The sequence below is a fragment of the uncultured Anaerofustis sp. genome (assembly GCF_938029165.1).
Taxonomy (GTDB): domain Bacteria; phylum Bacillota; class Clostridia; order Eubacteriales; family Anaerofustaceae; genus Anaerofustis.
The window spans coordinates 147,003-163,874 of sequence record NZ_CALHFB010000030.1; the positions used below are offsets into that span (position 1 = coordinate 147,003).

Here is a 16,872-nt window from a genome sequence, read left to right on the forward strand (position 1 = left end):
ATGTTATAATATAATAAAAAGATAGCAGGTGATAAAATGAATATATGCATTTATGGTTCATATAGTAAAAATCAAGATGAAAATTTATTAATATTATCAAAAAATATAGCGAAAGAACTCTGTAAAAGAGAGCATAATTTAGTTTACGGAGGAGGAAAAAACGGGCTTCTCGGAGAATTAGCAAGAGAAGTTCATAATAATAAAAAAGAAACAATCGGAGTGATTTTAAATGATTCCGATATGGAAACCTATGTTTATAAAGACTGCACAAAGTTGATATCAAAAAAGAATATGAGTGAGAGAAAATATTATATGGAAGAAATATCTGACGGGTTTATAATCTTACCGGGCGGAATAGGCACGTTAGATGAATTCTTTGAAATACTTGTATTATCAAGTAAAAATGTATTAAATAAACCAATAGTATTATTTAATATAAATGGATTTTTCAATGAAATAATATCATTCATGAAAATGCTTTTAAATAAAGGCATGATGGGAGAAAAAATATTTAATTTATTCTATATAACGGATAATATCAAAAAATGTTTTGATTACATAGAAAACTACAAATAGGAGAATTAACATGATAGATTATGCTGAAGGAAGCGGAAAACAATATCATATAGGAGTAGGAAAAGGAGAAGTAGGTAAATACGTACTTCTACCGGGAGATCCAAAAAGATGTAAAGAAATCGCCAAATATTTTGACGAACCTAAATTAATAGCCGATTCAAGAGAATTCATTACTTACACGGGATTTGTCGACGGAGAAAAGGTATCTGTAACATCTACAGGAATAGGCGGACCTTCCGCAGCCATTGCAATGGAAGAATTGGTCGCCTGCGGAACCGATACATTTATAAGGGTAGGTACCTGCGGAGGTATGGACTTAGATGTAAAAGGCGGTGACATGGTAATAGCAAATTCCGCCATAAGGTTTGAAGGGACAAGCAAAGAATATGCCCCTATAGAATACCCTGCCGTAGCAGACTTTGAAATAATAACTGCTCTTAAAAATGCCGCAGATAAACTGGGTATCAGAAACCATATAGGAGTGGTACAAAGTAAAGACGCTTTCTACGGACAGCACAGACCGGAAACCCTTCCAAATAAAGATGAATTACTATCTAAATGGGACGCATGGTGTAAACTTGGATGTAAAGCGAGTGAAATGGAAGGTGCTGCCTTATTTATAGTTGCAAGCTACCTTAAGGTAAGATGCGGTGCATGTTTTCTTGCAATAGCAAATCAGGAAAGAGAAAAAGCAGGTTTACAAAACATACAAGTCCACGATACGGATGAAGTAATCAAAGTTTCAATAGAGGCAATAAAAGAACTAATTAAAAAAGATAAGAAATAATATTATGAATGATTTATTTATAAGAGGAATTAAAATAAACTTTGATGAAATAAAAGAGAGTTCTTATGTTAAAGACATAAAATCAATAGGAAATACAAAAGAATTGATATTCAATAAAAACGTAACTTTTTTTGCAGGAGAAAATGGAAGCGGAAAATCAACATTACTTGAAGCGCTTGCCATAAATTACGGATTTAATCCCGAAGGAGGAAGCAAGAACTTCAGCTTTTCAACAAATAATACTCATTCACAGTTGTATAAAAATTTAACATTAATAAAAGGTACAAGACCGGCAAAAGACGGTTTTTTCCTTCGAGCAGAAAGCTTTTATAACGTAGCAAGTAAATTAGATGAATACGAAGCTATAAACAGTTACGGAGGTACTTCTCTTCATGAAAAATCACACGGAGAAAGTTTTTTATCTTTAGTGGAATATAGATTTTGGGGAAAAGGTTTATATATACTTGATGAACCCGAAGCAGCTTTATCTGTAGAAAGACAGCTTACCCTACTAATACATATAAACAGACTTGCAAAAGAAGGTGCACAATTCATAATCGCAACCCACTCCCCTATTTTACTTGCCCTTCCCGACTCTGTGATATTATCCTTTGATAATGATAAAATTTCCAAGATAGACTATGAACAAACTAGCAGTTATCAGCTTATAAAAACATTTATAGAAAATAAGGATTATATGCTTAAGCTATTGCTTGAATGATAATAGCTTATTTTCTTGCTTTTATTACACAGCTTGTATGATTTACTTTCTTATAATCGATATCTTTAAATCCTACTTTATCGAGCATTTTAATAAACTCTTTCTTCGAATATATTTTTACATCTCCGTCACTGCTGAACTTCATAAATATATTTACTATTTCCCTGGAAATAATCGGCTGAGCACATTCCCCAATAATCAAATATCCGTTATATTTTAATACTCTGTACACTTCACTTAAGACTTTCTCAGGATTTGGATAATGATGAAAAGAGTCATTGCATAATATCAAATCAAACTCACTATCTCCATAAGGTAAATTTTCACTGTCACCTACAGTAAGAGCAGCATTATTTCCCAGTTTATTTTCTGCTACTTTTATCATATTCTCCGACAAATCCAAGCCATAATATTTAGCTTTATCATTTTCAATTCTAATGATATTTATAAGCTCTCCCGTACCGCAGCCAACATCCAGCATAGAAGTAAAATTTATACTTTCCACTTCTTTTATTATATTAGCATATAGTTTCTTGGCATGATCACAGCAATTTGTTTTATCATACCCTACTGCATATCTGTTAAAGGATTTTCTTGATTTTTCTTTATATTTATTCATTATTCACCTCCATTGACCTTTATTCATTCAAAGTTTAAAAATTTACCCCGACATAAGTCGGGGATTAACCTTTAATCAAAATATCTATATAATGACGTAATTCTCTTACAACTTCCTCTATATTTTTATCTGTACTAGATAGAAGTCCCACCTGACCATACATGATAAAGTTTACCAATACCTCAGGGTTATTTACTTTTATCTCTCCGCATTCACACAGTCTCTCTATTTCTTCCTTAAAATAAGAAGATAAATATCTGCACATTTTTATAGTGAGTCTTTCATGAAACTCTTCATTTCCGTCTTTATGAAAAAAACTGTTATATTTAGATTTCTTATCCGTTTCAATCATTAAAGAGCCAAGTAAATCCAGTCTTTCACTCAGCGGTTTTGAATGGTCATTTATAAGATTTAGAAATACTTCACTGCACTGTATAACATATTGATCCATGGCTTCTTCAAAAAGTTTTTGTTTGGAATCAAAATACCTGTAACAAAGACCTTTTACCACGTTCATCTCTTTTGCTATATCCGCCATAGTAGTTTCATTATATCCCTTTATGGAAAACAACCTCATAGCAGTATCCAATATTTCCTGCTTTCTTTCTTCAGGTGCTTTAGAAATACGCATTTTTACTTCCTTTCAAAAATATATTATCACATGAATGAATTAAAGTCAATGAACTATATTCATTTATTAATGTTCAAAATATCCTTTATACTGAACTTTATATTTACTGTTTGGGAAAAGATGTTCATGTAAATCTATGAAATAATCATCCGTCATACTGGCTATATAATCAGTGACAATATCATTGGGTTTTGTTTCTTCATATTTAAAGTCCTTGGCAGTATAAAAATTGTTGCTGTTTACATAATTGATATGATGTCTGTATATGATTGATGAAGTATCCTTTTTATCCAAATCATAAAGGAGTTTTTCATATATTTCTCTCATCATAGGTTCGATTTTTTCGCTGTAATCTGACCTTACCTTATCCGTTCCGTATATGATTTCATTATTTTCGACCTTACCGAGCTTTAACGCATTATATGCTACCTCGTCCATTTGAAGGTACTCTTTGCCGTAGCTATGCTCCATTATGCTTACACTTAAATTGTTTATTATTTCGGCATTGCTGCTGCCTATCCCTTCATCACTAAACACTTCTGTTCCCTTAAGCATCTTGAGTCTTTCGGCGTCCTGTCTGTCTTTACCAAGATAAGCTATTATATCACTGACCCTGACCACACAGCCTTCCAAAGTTGAAGGTACCAAATGTCCTATATTCTTTTTATCAATATAACAAGCTTCGGCTTTTTTATCAAAGTTATCAAAACTGTTAAGAGGCACAGGTCTATATTCTTTTTGTTCAAGTTCACCGTTATGACATAGTATCCCATCCAAAACCTGAAGACTCATATTTCTCTTTATTATTTTATCTAAAACCCTTACGCTATGTACATTATGATTAAAATATCTACCTGTGTGTTCATAATATAGCCTGCTTAAAAAATCCTCTCCCGCATGACCGAAAGGAGTATGTCCAAGGTCATGTCCGAGGGCTATAGCTTCTATCAAATCCAAGTTTAAGTTTAGTACTTTTCCAATATTTCTTGCAATTCTCGAAACAAGCTGAACATGAAGACCTCTACGTGATATATCATCATTTTTATATAATGAAAACACCTGAGTCTTATCAAAATACCTATTATAATAAGGGATATGCAAAATCTTTTCCACATCTCTTACAAAGGCAGGTCTCCACAAATTTGCCTTATCATGCTCAATATCCCTTCTTATGATATTTTCATCTTTAAAAGCATATGGATTTTCCTTTTGATTTTTTCTATCTTCCATTATTCGTTGCTGTAACTCTTTAGAAAGTGAATTATATTTAGGCATCTTATCATCTCCTTTTGTTAATTGTAACACATTAATATTGTTTTATTAATAAAAAAACTTTGCCCAAAATGGGCAAAGTTCTATTTATATATATGTACTTTCCACTTTGACTACCGCAAAGTGGTTTTTGAAACTATTGCTGACCAGCTCTTTTATTCTATCCTCTACTTCTTTTTCACTCATTTTATATTTGGGAGGTATCACCGCGTCAAAAATCACATTCGTATGACTTGGACCTTTTACCATCCTAAAATCATGAATAGAAATAACTTCATCTATTTCTTCTTTTATCTTTTTACTTACTAAATCTTTCATTCTCATAGTTTCTTCGTCATCGGTATCTATGGGATCCAAATGGATAACTGCTTCACAGTGAAGTTTTTCGCTGAGCTCCATTTCGGCTCTGTCTATAGCATCATGAAGAACGTATATATCTCCGCTACCGGGAACTTCCGCATGAAGAGAAATCATGAGCCTTCCCGGACCGTAATCATGAACTACAAGGTCATGTATCCCTACTATCTCATCATAATTCATTACTATATCTTCGATACTTTGAACAAGAGAATTATCGGGAAGCTGCCCGAGAAGCGGACTTAAAGTTTCTTTTGCCGCATCATAACCTGCATAAAGTATGAAACAAGCAACAAGCACTCCGCTGTAACCATCGATATTTAAACCTGTTAGTTTAAGTATCAACATAGATATGAGTACAACAGTGGTAGCAATGCAGTCGCTTTTGCTGTCCGTAGCAGTGGCTTTCATTGCGGATGAATTTATCTTTTTACCTATACTTCCGTTATATAAAGACATATATAATTTAACAAGGATAGATATAATCAAAATAACAATCGCTATTAAACTTGTATCTATTGCTTCAGGACTGAAAATTTTAATTACAGACGATTTAAATAATTCAACACCCATTAATATTATGAGAACCGACACAATAAAACCCGCTATATATTCTATTCTTCCGTGTCCGAAAGGATGTTCATTATCAGGTTCCATCCCCGCAAACTTAAATCCTATCAAAGTAATTAACGACGACCCTGCATCGGATAAATTATTAAATGCATCTGCCATAATAGCAATCGACCCGCTTAACACTCCTGCAAAATATTTGATACCAAATAAAAATACATTAAATAAAATGCCTAATATACTGCATAATATCCCATATGCACTCCTGACATTTTCGTTATTTACATCATCATAATTTTTAATAAACTTTCTAGCTAATAAATTAACCATTTTAATCCCCTACCTTTTACTTACAATATAATACAATATTTAGCATAAATTTACAAAGCTTTTATGTGATAGTTTTTAAATTTCATAAACTATAATATTTTTATTATTTCTATATATAAAGTATCTATTCAAATAACATTATGTTATAATTTGAGTAAATAAACAAATTTAAAGGAGAAAATATATGAATAAAAAAGCAAAAGGATATAACTTTTTAACTGCTTCTGCCATTATGGATATTATTTTAGCATTAGGCAGTCTGTTACTTGTTGTTATTTTACAAAACGAATCATCATCAGAACTTTATAAATCTATAGGTATAAGTGCAAAAGAAGGATTACTTGGATTATTTGGCTTCTATGCTATCCTGATATTACATGCAATAAATGCAGCAGTAGCTTTTATGACCAGAAATAAGCCGGAATCATGGAAAACACCCTATATACTTTCTATATTCATGGTATTATTGGTTTGTTTGACAACCAACTGGTCTGCACTTAATATTATAAATGTAGCTATACCGCTCATACCTCCATGTTTTATGATGTCCGGAGCAACTATGAACAAAAAACAAACTCAAGAACAATAAGTTGTAAAAAATAACTATCTTAAAAATGATAGTTATTTTTTTATGTTAACTTTGGTTGACAAAATTCAAAGTAAGATTGATAGCTATTTTAATGTCTTTGGTGTATATTTAAGTTAACAAAATAAAACAGAGGTTAAATATGGATCTGGGAAATAAATTATATACATTAAGAAAACAAAAAGGTATATCACAGGAAACGGCTGCAAATGAAATCGGTGTTTCAAGGCAAACGATATCAAAATGGGAAACAAACTCCAGTTATCCCGAGTTCGATAAACTTGTATTAATAAGCAAGCTTTATAACATAAGTCTGGATGAACTTGCAGGAAATACAAATATAAATAATAAAGAAATTAACTATATACCAATCAAAACTCACTATGAATACATCAGCAAAAGAAAAATAGGAGGTATTCCGTTTATACACATAAATATAGGAAGAGGTCTATATAAAGCAAAGGGGATCATAGCCATCGGAAATATAGCAAAAGGTTTGATATCAATAGGTCTATTATCAATGGGACTTATTTCTATAGGTCCGGTCGCACTCGGATTATTACTGGCGCTTGGCGGATTTTCTGCCTCAGTGATAAGTATCGGAGGATTTGCAATAGGGGGAATCGCTATAGGAGGATTTGCACTTGGTATATTTGCCATTGGAGGTTTGTCAATCGGTATATACTCAATAGGAGGAGCTGCCTTTGCAAGTAAGATCGCCGCAGGAGGATATGCTAACGGACCTGTTTCAATAATGGAAAATACAAAAAATATAAAATACCTCATATTAAAAGAATTACCCAACACACCGGATTTTCTTATTAAATTATTCAGTAATATAAATATAAGATAAAATTCATATGCATTATGAAAAGAAGAGAATTATACTCTTCTTTTTTATTTGAGTACTATTGAATATTATTTTGATTATAAATTTTACAAAGTCTTTATTGCAAGTTCTAATTCATATGCGTTTTAAATTTACAAAACATTTACAAAAAATTAAGAGTAATTTGATAGTGAAGACTTTCCTTTTTATGTAAACTTTAACAAAACAAGAAAAGTAAAAAGGAGAAATATAATGCTCAAATTACAGAATATAAAAAAATCATACGGTGATAATGTTATCTTAAATAACATTAACCTGGAAATAAACGACGGAGAAATCGTATCGATTTTAGGACCATCAGGCAGCGGTAAGACTACACTGTTAAATCTGATATTGGGACTCACCGATGCAGACAGCGGCAAAATAAAGTTCAATAATAAAGACTTAACAAATATATCTATGGAAAAAAGAGGATTTAATATAGTTTTTCAGGACTATGCTTTATTCCCAAATTTAAATGCATATGAAAATATAACTTACGGACTCAAAAATAATCCGGATATCTCCACAAAAGAAGAAGTAAATGAAATGATACACCTTTTGGGATTAGAGCCTCATTTAGATAAAAGAATTGAAATGCTTTCCGGAGGACAAAAACAAAGAGTAGCTCTTGCAAGAACTCTTGTAATGAAACCCGACATTCTTCTGCTTGATGAGCCATTAAGTGCTTTAGATGGTGTTATAAAAGAATCAATAAAAGAAAAGATCAAGACTATCGCAAAAGAACTTCATCTTACAACTATAATTGTAACTCACGATCCTGAAGAAGCCTTAACTCTTTCAGATAGGGTACTTATTATAAACGAAGGTGAAATTTCACAGTACGGTAAACCGGAAGAAATCATTCACAGTCCCAATAATAACTTCGTAAAAGATTTTATATTAAATCAGCTTGAGATAAAAAGAAATAATATATTTAGTTTATTTCAAGTTAACAATAATCTAAGCGGTGAATTTGCATGAAACAAAAAAAGGGCTTAGAGATTAAAATAATATATGCATCTATTTTAATTATCTTTGCTTTTTTTCTGCTAATGCCATTACTGCATATACTTGGTAATGCATTTCTGAATGGCAGCAGTTTTACTCTGGATTATATAAAAGAAGTGTTCAGTGAAAGAAACTTTTCTACAGTGCTTTTAAACAGTTTCAAAGTATCTATAGTAAGTGCTTTAATAGCAACATTGATTGCTTTTTTTATGTCTTATACGATCCAATATACTAATGTAAATAAAAAAGTAAAGAAAATAATAAAACTTAGCTGTACACTACCAATGCTTTTACCAACCATAACATATGGTTTTGCGATTATATACTCTTTTGGTAAACAAGGACTTCTTACTAAAATATTCGGTAAACAGATTTTTGAAATATATGGATTTAACGGACTGGTTTTGGGTTTTGTGATATATACTCTTCCCATAGCATTCATGCTCATAAATAATACTATGCTATACATAGACAAAAAATTTATGATCGTTTCCAAGATAATGGGAGATAACGGCTTTAAGACATTTAAAAATACTCTGCTTAAACCTCTCCTCGGAACTCTGGCAGCATCATTTATTCAAGCATTTTTCTTAAGCTTTACCGACTTTGGTATTCCGGCTTCAGTAGGAGGTCAGTACTCCGTGATTGCCTCAAACTTATATGGAGAAATGCTTGGTGCTCTTCCAAACTTCAATACCGGAGCAGTTATAGCTATAATAATGCTTATACCTTCAGTTTTAAGTATTTTGATACTTACTTATTTAGAAAAATATAATATCAGATATCAAAAAATTTCTACAGTTGAAATAAAAAAGAATACTTCAAGAGATGTATTTTTCGGTTGTGTATCATCAGTATTCTCAATCATGATACTGTCACTTTTCCTGGTAATATTCCTTATACCTTTTATAAAAGGTTGGCCTTATGACTTGACATTTACCTTGGATAATATAAAAAATGCCATTACAGGTCAAAATCTCGGTCAGGTATATTTAAACTCGATATTTGTAGCGGTCTTAACCGCTGTAATAGGTATGCTTATTACGTATGGCGCTGCGCTTGCCACTGCAAGAAGTAAGCTAAGTAAAAAATTAAAAAAAGTAATAGAAAATATATCTATTATAACAAACACCATACCGGGGATGGTTTTAGGTATAGCATATTTACTCATGTTTACGGGAACAAGTCTTCAAAATACTTTTCCTTTAATCATAATTTGTAATATAATTCACTACTTTTCAACACCGTACCTAATGTTTAAAAATTCTTTGGAAAAGATGAACAGCTCATGGGAAACTACCGCTATGCTCATGGGAGATAACTGGGTCAAAACAATTATAAGAGTAGTAACACCAAATGCAAAATCAACAATCTTTGAAGTATTATCTTATTACTTTGTAAACGCAATGGTAACGATAAGTGCAATAGTATTTTTGGTTGGAACCAAAACAATGGTCATTACAACTAAAATAAAGGAACTTCAGCATTTTGCAAAATTCAATGAAATATTTATATTATCTTTAATGATAATGATAACAAATGTAATTATAAAAATTATTTTTGAAAGACTGGCAAATAAAAAGAATAAGGGGAATAAAAAAGAAAATGAAAAAATTAATTAGTTTATTATTATGTTTAATTTTGGGATTAGGACTTTTCGCGGGATGCGGAAATAATAAGGCAGAGAATAACTCAAACTCGGATAAAGTGATCATATATTCAAATGCAGATGATGAAGCGATTGAAGCTATGTCTACCGCTCTTGATTCTAACGGATACAAAGACAAATATATGTTCCAAACATTTGGAACAAGCGAACTTGGAGGAAAGTTAATCGCCGAAGGAAAAAATATCGAAGCAGATATGGTAACAATGTCTTCTTTTTATCTGGACAGTGCAGAAGATAAAAATACAATGTTTAAAGAATTAACATTTGATGTTAAAACAAAAGATAAGTTTCCTAAAATATATGCTCCTATAACATCTCAAGAAGGTGCAATCATAGTAAATACAGATGTACTAAAAGAAAATAATCTTCCTATGCCTAAATCCATTAAGGACTTAACAAAAGATGTATATAAAAATAATATATCAGTTACGGATATAAAATCATCTTCAACAGCTTGGTTACTTATTCAAGCTATAATCAGTGAATACGGAGAAGACAAAGGAGCTACAGTACTAAAAAAACTTTATCAAAATGCAGGACCTCATATTGAAGAATCAGGTTCGGGACCAATTAAAAAAGTCCGCTCAGGAGAAGTAGCAATAGGCTTTGGTCTCAGACAACAAGCGGTATCGGACAAAAAAGAAGGACTTCCCATAGATTATGTCGATCCTACTGAAGGCAACTTTTCACTTACGGAATCAGTAGCAGTAGTGGATAAAGGTGATAAAACAAATCCACTTTGTATGGAAATCGCAAAATGTATCATTGAAAAAGGAAGAAGTGAATTGATCAAATATTATCCTAACGCATTATATGAAGGAGAAACAACAAACAAAGAGAACTCTTCCAAATATCCTAAAGTATTTAAAGAAAAATTATCAGCGGATTTGTTGAAACAGCATCAAGACTTTTCCGAAAATTGCAAATAGGAGGATTAAAATTCTAAATATGAAATATAAACTATTAACTCCGGGACCACTTACAACTACTGACTCGGTCAAAGAGCAAATGCTCTTTGACCATTGTACATGGGATGAGGATTATAAAAAGATAACAAGAGATATAACAGATAAATTATTAAACTTAGCAAAAGTCAATAAAGATAATTATGTATGTACTTTAATACAGGGAAGCGGTACTTTTGGCGTAGAATCGGTATTATCGAGTTCTGTAGGTGAAAATGATAAACTTCTTATCCTTGCAAACGGAGCTTACGGAGAAAGAATGGCGGATATTGCAAAACATAATAGAATAAATTACGTTATATATACCGAAGATTATAATAAAAGACATAACATAAATAAAATAAAAGATATTCTTAAAAATGATAAAGCTATTACTCATGTTTCTATTGTACATAGTGAAACCACATCAGGCATATTAAATGATATTGAAGAAATTGGTAAAGTAGTTAAAGAATACAATAAAATATTTATTGTTGATGCCATGAGCAGTTTCGGCGGAATTGATATTCCCGTGGAAAATTATAATATAGATTTTATCATAAGCAGCGCTAATAAATGTATACAAGGGGTACCGGGATTTTCATTTATAATAGCTAAAAAAGAAGAAATACTAAAATGTAAAAATAAAGCTAGAAGCCTTTCTCTTGATTTATACTCTCAGTGGGAAACGATGAATAAAGACGGAAAATGGAGATTTACATCACCGACTCATACTGTCCTTGCATTTAATAAAGCTCTTGATGAGTTAAATGAAGAAGGCGGAGTTGATAAAAGATATGAAAGATATTATAACAATAACCGTTTGCTTATAGATAAAATGAAAGAACTTGGTTTTGATACATATGTAGATAATAAATATCAGTCTCCAATAATCACTTCTTTTATTTATCCTAAAAATGCCAATTACACATTTGAAGAAATGTATGACTTTATAAAACAAAGAGGGTATGCAATTTATCCGGGAAAAATTGAAAATATAAATTCTTTTAGAATAGGTAATATAGGCGAAATATATAAAGAAGACATAATAAAATTATGTGCAATTATAGAAGAATTTTTAAAAGGAGTAAACTAATGAGTAAAATTAAAGCAGTTATTTTTGATTGGGCGGGAACAACGGTTGACTACGGATGTTTTGCACCCGTTCAAACTTTTATAGAAGTTTTTAACGCATACGGACTCAATCCAACAATGGAAGAAACAAGAAAACCAATGGGTATGCTTAAAATAGATCATATAAGAACTATGCTTAATATGGATAGATTAAATAAAGAATTTACTAAAAAACATAATAGAGATTTTAATGAAGATGACGTTAAAATCATGCATGATAGATTTTCAGATATGATATTAAAAGTTTTGGATAAATATTCTGATGTAAAGCCTTATGTTTTGGAAACAGTAGAAGAGCTTAGAAAAATGAACATTAAAATAGGCTCAACTACAGGTTATACAGATAAAATGATGAAAATAGTAACCGACTCGGCAAAGAAGCAAGGATATGAACCTGATATATGGTTCAGTCCCGATTCGACTAATGGAATAGGAAGACCTTATCCATATATGATATTTAAGAACATTGAAGAATTAAAAATACAATCCGTAAATGAAGTTATTAAAGTCGGAGATACCGTTTCTGATATTTTGGAAGGAAAAAATGCGGGAGTTATTTCTGTAGGTATTATCGAAGGCAGCTCTGAAATGGGGTTGACAATGGAAGAATATAATAATTTAAGCCAGGATAATAAGAAAAAAGAAATTGAAAGAGTAAAACTATCTTATAAAAATGCAGGAGCAGATTATATAATTAATGATATTAGAGGAATAATAGATATTATTAATGCCCTTTAATATAAATATATTACTCCGTACAAAAAATAGATGGCAATGATAATTGTCATCTATTTAAATTTATAAATATAATATAAATTTAAAATAAATCCGGTAAATAACCATAAATATTAATATAATAAAAAAAAGACTTTATACATTTTAGAAAGGACACTGAATGCAAAGTTCCAAATTAGTTTCTAATATATTGGATATAGGTGAAATGCTTCTTGTATCGGGAGCGGAAGTAAGCAGAGTCGAGGACACTATGATAAGAATTGGAAATGCTTACGGTTTTAAAAAAGTAGATGTATTTACTATTACATCAACAATAATTTTAACTATACACCTCTCAAATGATGAAATATTGACACAAACGAGAAGAATTAAAAAATATAATACAAATTTTGAAAAGGTCGAATATTTAAACCAACTATCCAGAGATATATGTTCTAAGAAAATAAATATTTCAAAAGTAGAAAAGGAAATAAAAAATATAGATAAAACAAAAAATTATCCCAAAGTATTACATTTATTTTCTTATATATCTATTTCATTTGCTTTTTCTGTCTTCTTCGGAGGCACTTTTTTAGATGCTGTAGCGTCGGGAATGACAGGAGGATTTTTATATTTATTACTTGAACTACTAAATAAAGTTAATATGAATAATATAGTTATAAGTCTTTTATCCTCTACAGTAACGGCTTTAAGTGCAGTAACCTTATCAAATATGGGTGTAGGAAGTAATATAGATAAAATCATAATAGGCAATATAATGCTTCTGATACCGGGGATCCCTCTTACAAATTCTTTAAGAGATTTAATCAACGGTGATATAATATCCGGTCTGTTGGGGTTGCTCGAATCCTTACTTAAAGCTATAGCGGTTGCACTGGGGTTTGCTCTTATTCTAATACCCTTAGGAGGTTAACATGATAGAAAGTCTTATTCAAATAATAATGGCCCTATTGGGTTCCGTAGGTTTTGCGATACTTTTTAATATAAAAAGAGATAAGATATCTATAATAGCGTTCGGAGGAGCAATGTCTTGGATTTGTTATTTATTTTTTTACAGTTATAATGCAAATAAAGTAATAAGTTTATTTATTTCAACTTTTATATTATCTATATTCGCAGAAATCATTTCAAGAAAAATAAAAACTCCGGTGATAATAATCTTAATACCAATACTGGTACCCTTGATCCCGGGAGGGGACTTATATTATACGATGTATAATTTGGTTACAGATAATATGAATAGCTTCATTTATTTTTTTAATCTTGTTATAAAAGAAGCGGCGGCAATTTCTTTTGGAATAATATTAGTAACTTCAATAATGCAAATAATTACAAAAGTAAAAAAATATTATATAAGAAAAAGACCTTATTAAATAAGGTCTAATCTTATGGGCACTACGCCTGCTGCGCAGATTCCGCGCCCAAAAACATAAAGCTATAATTTATCACTTCTTCTCTATAAATTCAAGATTTTCTACACTTGGATCATTTATAATATTGCCCATATAATCAAATCTCGAACCATGGCAGGGGCAGTCCCACGATTTTTCATCAGGGTTCCATGACAGTTCACATCCCAAATGAGGACACTTTGTAGAAACTATAAAGCACTTTCCGCTTTCATCTTTATATACTCCGACTTTCTTACCATTATACTTAACAACTCCTCCATGTCCCAAAGGCAGTTTGTCAAGCTCTGTATTTGGTATATCAAGAAATTCCTTAGATAATCCTTTTATGGAATATGGACCTTCTTTAATAGCCGATTTAACAATGCCTTTGGTATCAAATCTGCTTGGAGAAAAAATACTATTTTTATTATCTAAACCATTGGATATCATATCAGCAATTATATTACTTCCAAGCATAGAAGAAGTCATTCCCCACTTGTTAAATCCTGTAAGCACATAAACATCTTTAAGAGAGTCTGAAAATAATCCGATATAAGGAACCTTATCTATACTTATACAGTCCTGAGTCGAGTATTGTCCGACTTCTTTATAATCTTTATCAAATGTTCTTAGTTTTTCTCTGAGTAATTTATACTTATCGCCTTCTTTATTTTCTCCCGTCCTGTGATTTTCTCCTCCAAACAAAAGATACTTATCATAGCTTCTAAAAGAATAACTCTTATCATCTACATCTAAATATACATTTTTAAGCTTCTTCGTATTTTCTGCTATAAGTACATAAGATCTTTCCTGATGCATCCTTAAAAAATAATATCCGGGAGTATTCACAAAAGGATAATGACATGCAAATACTATTTTATCTGCTTTTATTTTATATCCTTTATCGGTAGTTAATTCTTTATTATCTCCATTAAATTCTTTTATAAATGTATTTTCATATATTTTTAAACCGTTTATTATATGTTTTACAAACTTTAAAGGATTAAATTTTGCTTGATTAGTATATTTAATTGCACCCTTAAATCTTTTGGGCAGTTTTCTTTCATCTAAAAATTCACAGTCTATACCACATTTAATAGCTGCTTCATATTCTTCTTTTAAATGATAATCATATAAAGTAGAGTAAAGAAAAGAAGAACATTTTTTAAATTCACAATTAATATTTTCTTTATTTATCAAATCTTCAAATTCTTTTATAGCTCTTTTATTATAGTCGGCATATTCTTTTGCTTTTTCCAAAGAAAAATTATCTATCAAATAATTATAAATAAGTCCGTGAGCCAAAGATATTTTTGCTGTCGTATATCCGGTAGTACCCGAACATATTTCTTTCGCTTCAAAAATAGCAGCATTTATTCCTTTTTCCTTTAATTTATAAGCTGTTAGTATACCGGCAAGACCTCCTCCTATGATGGCTACATCAACATTGATATTATTTTTCAAGCTTTCATAGCTAGGCAAATCAGTAGTGTTTTTCCAAAGTGCATCCATAATAAATACCTCTTAATATTTTTTTATAATTATTGACACATTATTGAAATGTATAACATTATAAAAATAAAAAAAGCAGTATTTATTTACTGCTTTTTAGCTCTATCTATTCAATATAAAATTCATTATTTTTTCTGCTCTCACATGCTTTTTTTAACTTTTTCTTAGAAGCCGCAAGCATAACTTTACTGACACTTCTTGCTTTATTAGGACAAATCTCTATACATCTCATACAGGAAATACACTTTTCTTTATCCGTAAGTTTTGGGTTATCCATAGGTATTGCCCCTACAGGACATTTTTTGACACATAGCCCGCATTCAATGCATTTGTCAGAAGATTTAGGTTTTATAGGAACTCCGTTATATTCTTTATAAGGATAATTTCCGGGAACTTCAACATTGCCTTTAATATAATCATTATCATTTAAATAATCTTTAACTTTATTAGCATAATCAGTTAATTCTTTTTTATCATCTTCATCGGGACGTCCTTTACCATAAATGTGCATTATGGAATGTTCAGCTACAGCCGCAATAGCAGAAAAACATAAGAAACCATTATCTTTAAGTATATCTTTAAGTTCTTTTAGCGTATCATCATATGCTCTGTTACCATAAGAAACGATAAGTAAAGCAGGAGTATCATTACCTTTTATTTTTGAAATATTATTTATTGCAGCACTTGGAACTCTGCCTCCAAAAGACGGAACCGAGATTATACAGAGTTCATCTTTATTAAATTGATATTTTTCATAGTTTTCATTATGTACAGATATGTCTATATTATTTATTAGTTCCTTATCCCATATATCTAAAATGATATTTACTATTTTTTCAGTACCTCCTGTAGGACTGAAACATATGCTATTCACCTTTGATATTTTCATGATTATCTCCTTTTTATTTCTATTTGATTATTTTATTAATTTTCTAAAATTAATATTAATATTTTTAAAATCAACTGTTTTAATTTAAATAAAACCAAGTCATATAATATGATATTTAACTTATTATAAATTATATTTACCAAATTCTTCAATGTAACTAATCAATAAATCTGTTATTTCGCAATTCATAATTTTAATTTTATTTATATTATCAAAACAATATAAATATGATTTTATTTAAATCAATAATAATAAATAATTACTTTTATT

General features: G+C 30.6%; 18 protein-coding genes. 12 read left to right on the top strand and 6 right to left on the bottom strand.

Annotated elements, in window-relative coordinates; translation table 11 throughout:
* The first annotated feature begins 36 nt into the window (after positions 1 to 36).
* Genes Q0516_RS03705 through Q0516_RS03715 form a run of 3 tightly spaced genes read left to right on the top strand, consistent with a single transcriptional unit; the run spans position 37 to position 2,084 of the window.
* The gene (locus Q0516_RS03705; RefSeq protein WP_294466088.1) at positions 37 to 576 is read left to right on the top strand and encodes a TIGR00730 family Rossman fold protein; all 540 of its coding nucleotides are present in this window, start codon (positions 37 to 39) and stop codon (positions 574 to 576) included.
* A gap of 13 nt (positions 577 to 589) precedes the next feature.
* Positions 590 to 1,363 carry a uridine phosphorylase gene (udp, locus tag Q0516_RS03710; protein ID WP_365945480.1) on the top strand — a complete coding sequence of 258 codons (774 nt, stop codon included), beginning with the start codon at positions 590 to 592 and terminating at the stop codon, positions 1,361 to 1,363.
* 4 nt (positions 1,364 to 1,367) lie between these two features.
* Positions 1,368 to 2,084: an AAA family ATPase gene (locus tag Q0516_RS03715; protein WP_294466095.1), complete on the top strand. Its 717-nt coding sequence runs from the start codon at positions 1,368 to 1,370 to the stop codon at positions 2,082 to 2,084.
* Positions 2,085 to 2,091: 7 nt separating this feature from the next.
* Here the strand turns inward: Q0516_RS03715 and Q0516_RS03720 are convergent, their stop codons facing one another.
* The 4 genes from Q0516_RS03720 to Q0516_RS03735 all read right to left on the bottom strand — a co-directional run bounded on the left by Q0516_RS03720 (position 2,092) and on the right by Q0516_RS03735 (position 5,863).
* Positions 2,092 to 2,703, bottom strand: coding sequence for a class I SAM-dependent methyltransferase (locus Q0516_RS03720; RefSeq protein WP_294466103.1), 612 nt, complete (start codon positions 2,701 to 2,703; stop codon positions 2,092 to 2,094).
* A 64-nt stretch (positions 2,704 to 2,767) separates the two neighbouring features.
* Positions 2,768 to 3,334 (bottom strand): TetR/AcrR family transcriptional regulator, encoded by a 567-nt coding sequence (locus Q0516_RS03725; protein WP_294466108.1) that lies wholly within the window; start codon positions 3,332 to 3,334, stop codon positions 2,768 to 2,770.
* Positions 3,335 to 3,400: 66 nt separating this feature from the next.
* A complete protein-coding gene (locus Q0516_RS03730) occupies positions 3,401 to 4,609 on the bottom strand; it encodes an HD domain-containing protein (protein ID WP_294466111.1) in 1,209 nt (402 codons plus the stop codon).
* Positions 4,610 to 4,693: 84 nt separating this feature from the next.
* On the bottom strand, positions 4,694 to 5,863 hold the full coding sequence (locus Q0516_RS03735; protein ID WP_294466115.1) for a cation diffusion facilitator family transporter: 1,170 nt from the start codon (positions 5,861 to 5,863) through the stop codon (positions 4,694 to 4,696).
* Between the two features lie 184 nt (positions 5,864 to 6,047).
* On the opposite strand from Q0516_RS03735, the gene Q0516_RS03740 reads away from it, so the two are divergent.
* From Q0516_RS03740 to Q0516_RS03780, 9 genes are all read left to right on the top strand, one after another.
* Positions 6,048 to 6,452 carry a hypothetical protein gene (locus Q0516_RS03740; protein ID WP_257480130.1) on the top strand — a complete coding sequence of 135 codons (405 nt, stop codon included), beginning with the start codon at positions 6,048 to 6,050 and terminating at the stop codon, positions 6,450 to 6,452.
* 139 nt (positions 6,453 to 6,591) lie between these two features.
* Positions 6,592 to 7,302 carry a helix-turn-helix transcriptional regulator gene (locus Q0516_RS03745; RefSeq protein WP_257480131.1) on the top strand — a complete coding sequence of 237 codons (711 nt, stop codon included), beginning with the start codon at positions 6,592 to 6,594 and terminating at the stop codon, positions 7,300 to 7,302.
* Positions 7,303 to 7,530: 228 nt separating this feature from the next.
* The gene (locus Q0516_RS03750; RefSeq protein WP_294466130.1) at positions 7,531 to 8,301 is read left to right on the top strand and encodes an ABC transporter ATP-binding protein; all 771 of its coding nucleotides are present in this window, start codon (positions 7,531 to 7,533) and stop codon (positions 8,299 to 8,301) included.
* Between the two features lie 71 nt (positions 8,302 to 8,372).
* Positions 8,373 to 9,950 (top strand): ABC transporter permease subunit, encoded by a 1,578-nt coding sequence (locus tag Q0516_RS03755; RefSeq protein WP_366940183.1) that lies wholly within the window; start codon positions 8,373 to 8,375, stop codon positions 9,948 to 9,950.
* Positions 9,934 to 10,926 (top strand): extracellular solute-binding protein, encoded by a 993-nt coding sequence (locus Q0516_RS03760; protein WP_294466134.1) that lies wholly within the window; start codon positions 9,934 to 9,936, stop codon positions 10,924 to 10,926. The genes Q0516_RS03755 and Q0516_RS03760 overlap by 17 nt, the downstream gene beginning before the upstream one ends.
* A 19-nt stretch (positions 10,927 to 10,945) precedes the next feature.
* On the top strand, positions 10,946 to 12,037 hold the full coding sequence (phnW, locus tag Q0516_RS03765; RefSeq protein WP_294466139.1) for a 2-aminoethylphosphonate--pyruvate transaminase: 1,092 nt from the start codon (positions 10,946 to 10,948) through the stop codon (positions 12,035 to 12,037).
* Positions 12,037 to 12,813 (top strand): phosphonoacetaldehyde hydrolase, encoded by a 777-nt coding sequence (gene phnX, locus Q0516_RS03770; protein WP_294466141.1) that lies wholly within the window; start codon positions 12,037 to 12,039, stop codon positions 12,811 to 12,813. Before phnW ends, phnX begins: the two co-directional genes overlap by 1 nt.
* 157 nt (positions 12,814 to 12,970) lie before the next feature.
* A complete protein-coding gene (locus tag Q0516_RS03775; RefSeq protein ID WP_294466144.1) occupies positions 12,971 to 13,723 on the top strand; it encodes a threonine/serine exporter family protein in 753 nt (250 codons plus the stop codon).
* Position 13,724: 1 nt separating this feature from the next.
* Positions 13,725 to 14,183 (top strand): threonine/serine exporter family protein, encoded by a 459-nt coding sequence (locus Q0516_RS03780; protein ID WP_294466147.1) that lies wholly within the window; start codon positions 13,725 to 13,727, stop codon positions 14,181 to 14,183.
* Between the two features lie 72 nt (positions 14,184 to 14,255).
* Here Q0516_RS03780 and Q0516_RS03785 read toward each other — a convergent pair whose 3' ends face one another.
* Positions 14,256 to 15,713, bottom strand: a complete 1,458-nt coding sequence (locus tag Q0516_RS03785) for an FAD-dependent oxidoreductase (RefSeq protein WP_294466148.1) — start codon at positions 15,711 to 15,713, stop codon at positions 14,256 to 14,258.
* Between the two features lie 106 nt (positions 15,714 to 15,819).
* Entirely contained in the window at positions 15,820 to 16,602 is a 783-nt protein-coding gene (locus Q0516_RS03790; RefSeq protein ID WP_294466154.1) for an EFR1 family ferrodoxin, read from the bottom strand.
* Positions 16,603 to 16,872 lie beyond the last annotated feature (270 nt).

Coding starts and splice junctions, on each gene's coding strand:
- Q0516_RS03705 (WP_294466088.1), top strand. CDS start 37: ATGAATATATGCATTTATGGTTCATATAGTAAAAATCAAGATGAAAAT.
- Q0516_RS03715 (WP_294466095.1), top strand. CDS start 1,368: ATGAATGATTTATTTATAAGAGGAATTAAAATAAACTTTGATGAAATA.
- Q0516_RS03720 (WP_294466103.1), bottom strand. CDS start 2,703: ATGAATAAATATAAAGAAAAATCAAGAAAATCCTTTAACAGATATGCA.
- Q0516_RS03725 (WP_294466108.1), bottom strand. CDS start 3,334: ATGCGTATTTCTAAAGCACCTGAAGAAAGAAAGCAGGAAATATTGGAT.
- Q0516_RS03730 (WP_294466111.1), bottom strand. CDS start 4,609: ATGCCTAAATATAATTCACTTTCTAAAGAGTTACAGCAACGAATAATG.
- Q0516_RS03735 (WP_294466115.1), bottom strand. CDS start 5,863: ATGGTTAATTTATTAGCTAGAAAGTTTATTAAAAATTATGATGATGTA.
- Q0516_RS03740 (WP_257480130.1), top strand. CDS start 6,048: ATGAATAAAAAAGCAAAAGGATATAACTTTTTAACTGCTTCTGCCATT.
- Q0516_RS03745 (WP_257480131.1), top strand. CDS start 6,592: ATGGATCTGGGAAATAAATTATATACATTAAGAAAACAAAAAGGTATA.
- Q0516_RS03750 (WP_294466130.1), top strand. CDS start 7,531: ATGCTCAAATTACAGAATATAAAAAAATCATACGGTGATAATGTTATC.
- Q0516_RS03755 (WP_366940183.1), top strand. CDS start 8,373: ATGCCATTACTGCATATACTTGGTAATGCATTTCTGAATGGCAGCAGT.
- Q0516_RS03760 (WP_294466134.1), top strand. CDS start 9,934: ATGAAAAAATTAATTAGTTTATTATTATGTTTAATTTTGGGATTAGGA.
- phnW (WP_294466139.1), top strand. CDS start 10,946: ATGAAATATAAACTATTAACTCCGGGACCACTTACAACTACTGACTCG.
- phnX (WP_294466141.1), top strand. CDS start 12,037: ATGAGTAAAATTAAAGCAGTTATTTTTGATTGGGCGGGAACAACGGTT.
- Q0516_RS03775 (WP_294466144.1), top strand. CDS start 12,971: ATGCAAAGTTCCAAATTAGTTTCTAATATATTGGATATAGGTGAAATG.
- Q0516_RS03780 (WP_294466147.1), top strand. CDS start 13,725: ATGATAGAAAGTCTTATTCAAATAATAATGGCCCTATTGGGTTCCGTA.
- Q0516_RS03785 (WP_294466148.1), bottom strand. CDS start 15,713: ATGGATGCACTTTGGAAAAACACTACTGATTTGCCTAGCTATGAAAGC.
- Q0516_RS03790 (WP_294466154.1), bottom strand. CDS start 16,602: ATGAAAATATCAAAGGTGAATAGCATATGTTTCAGTCCTACAGGAGGT.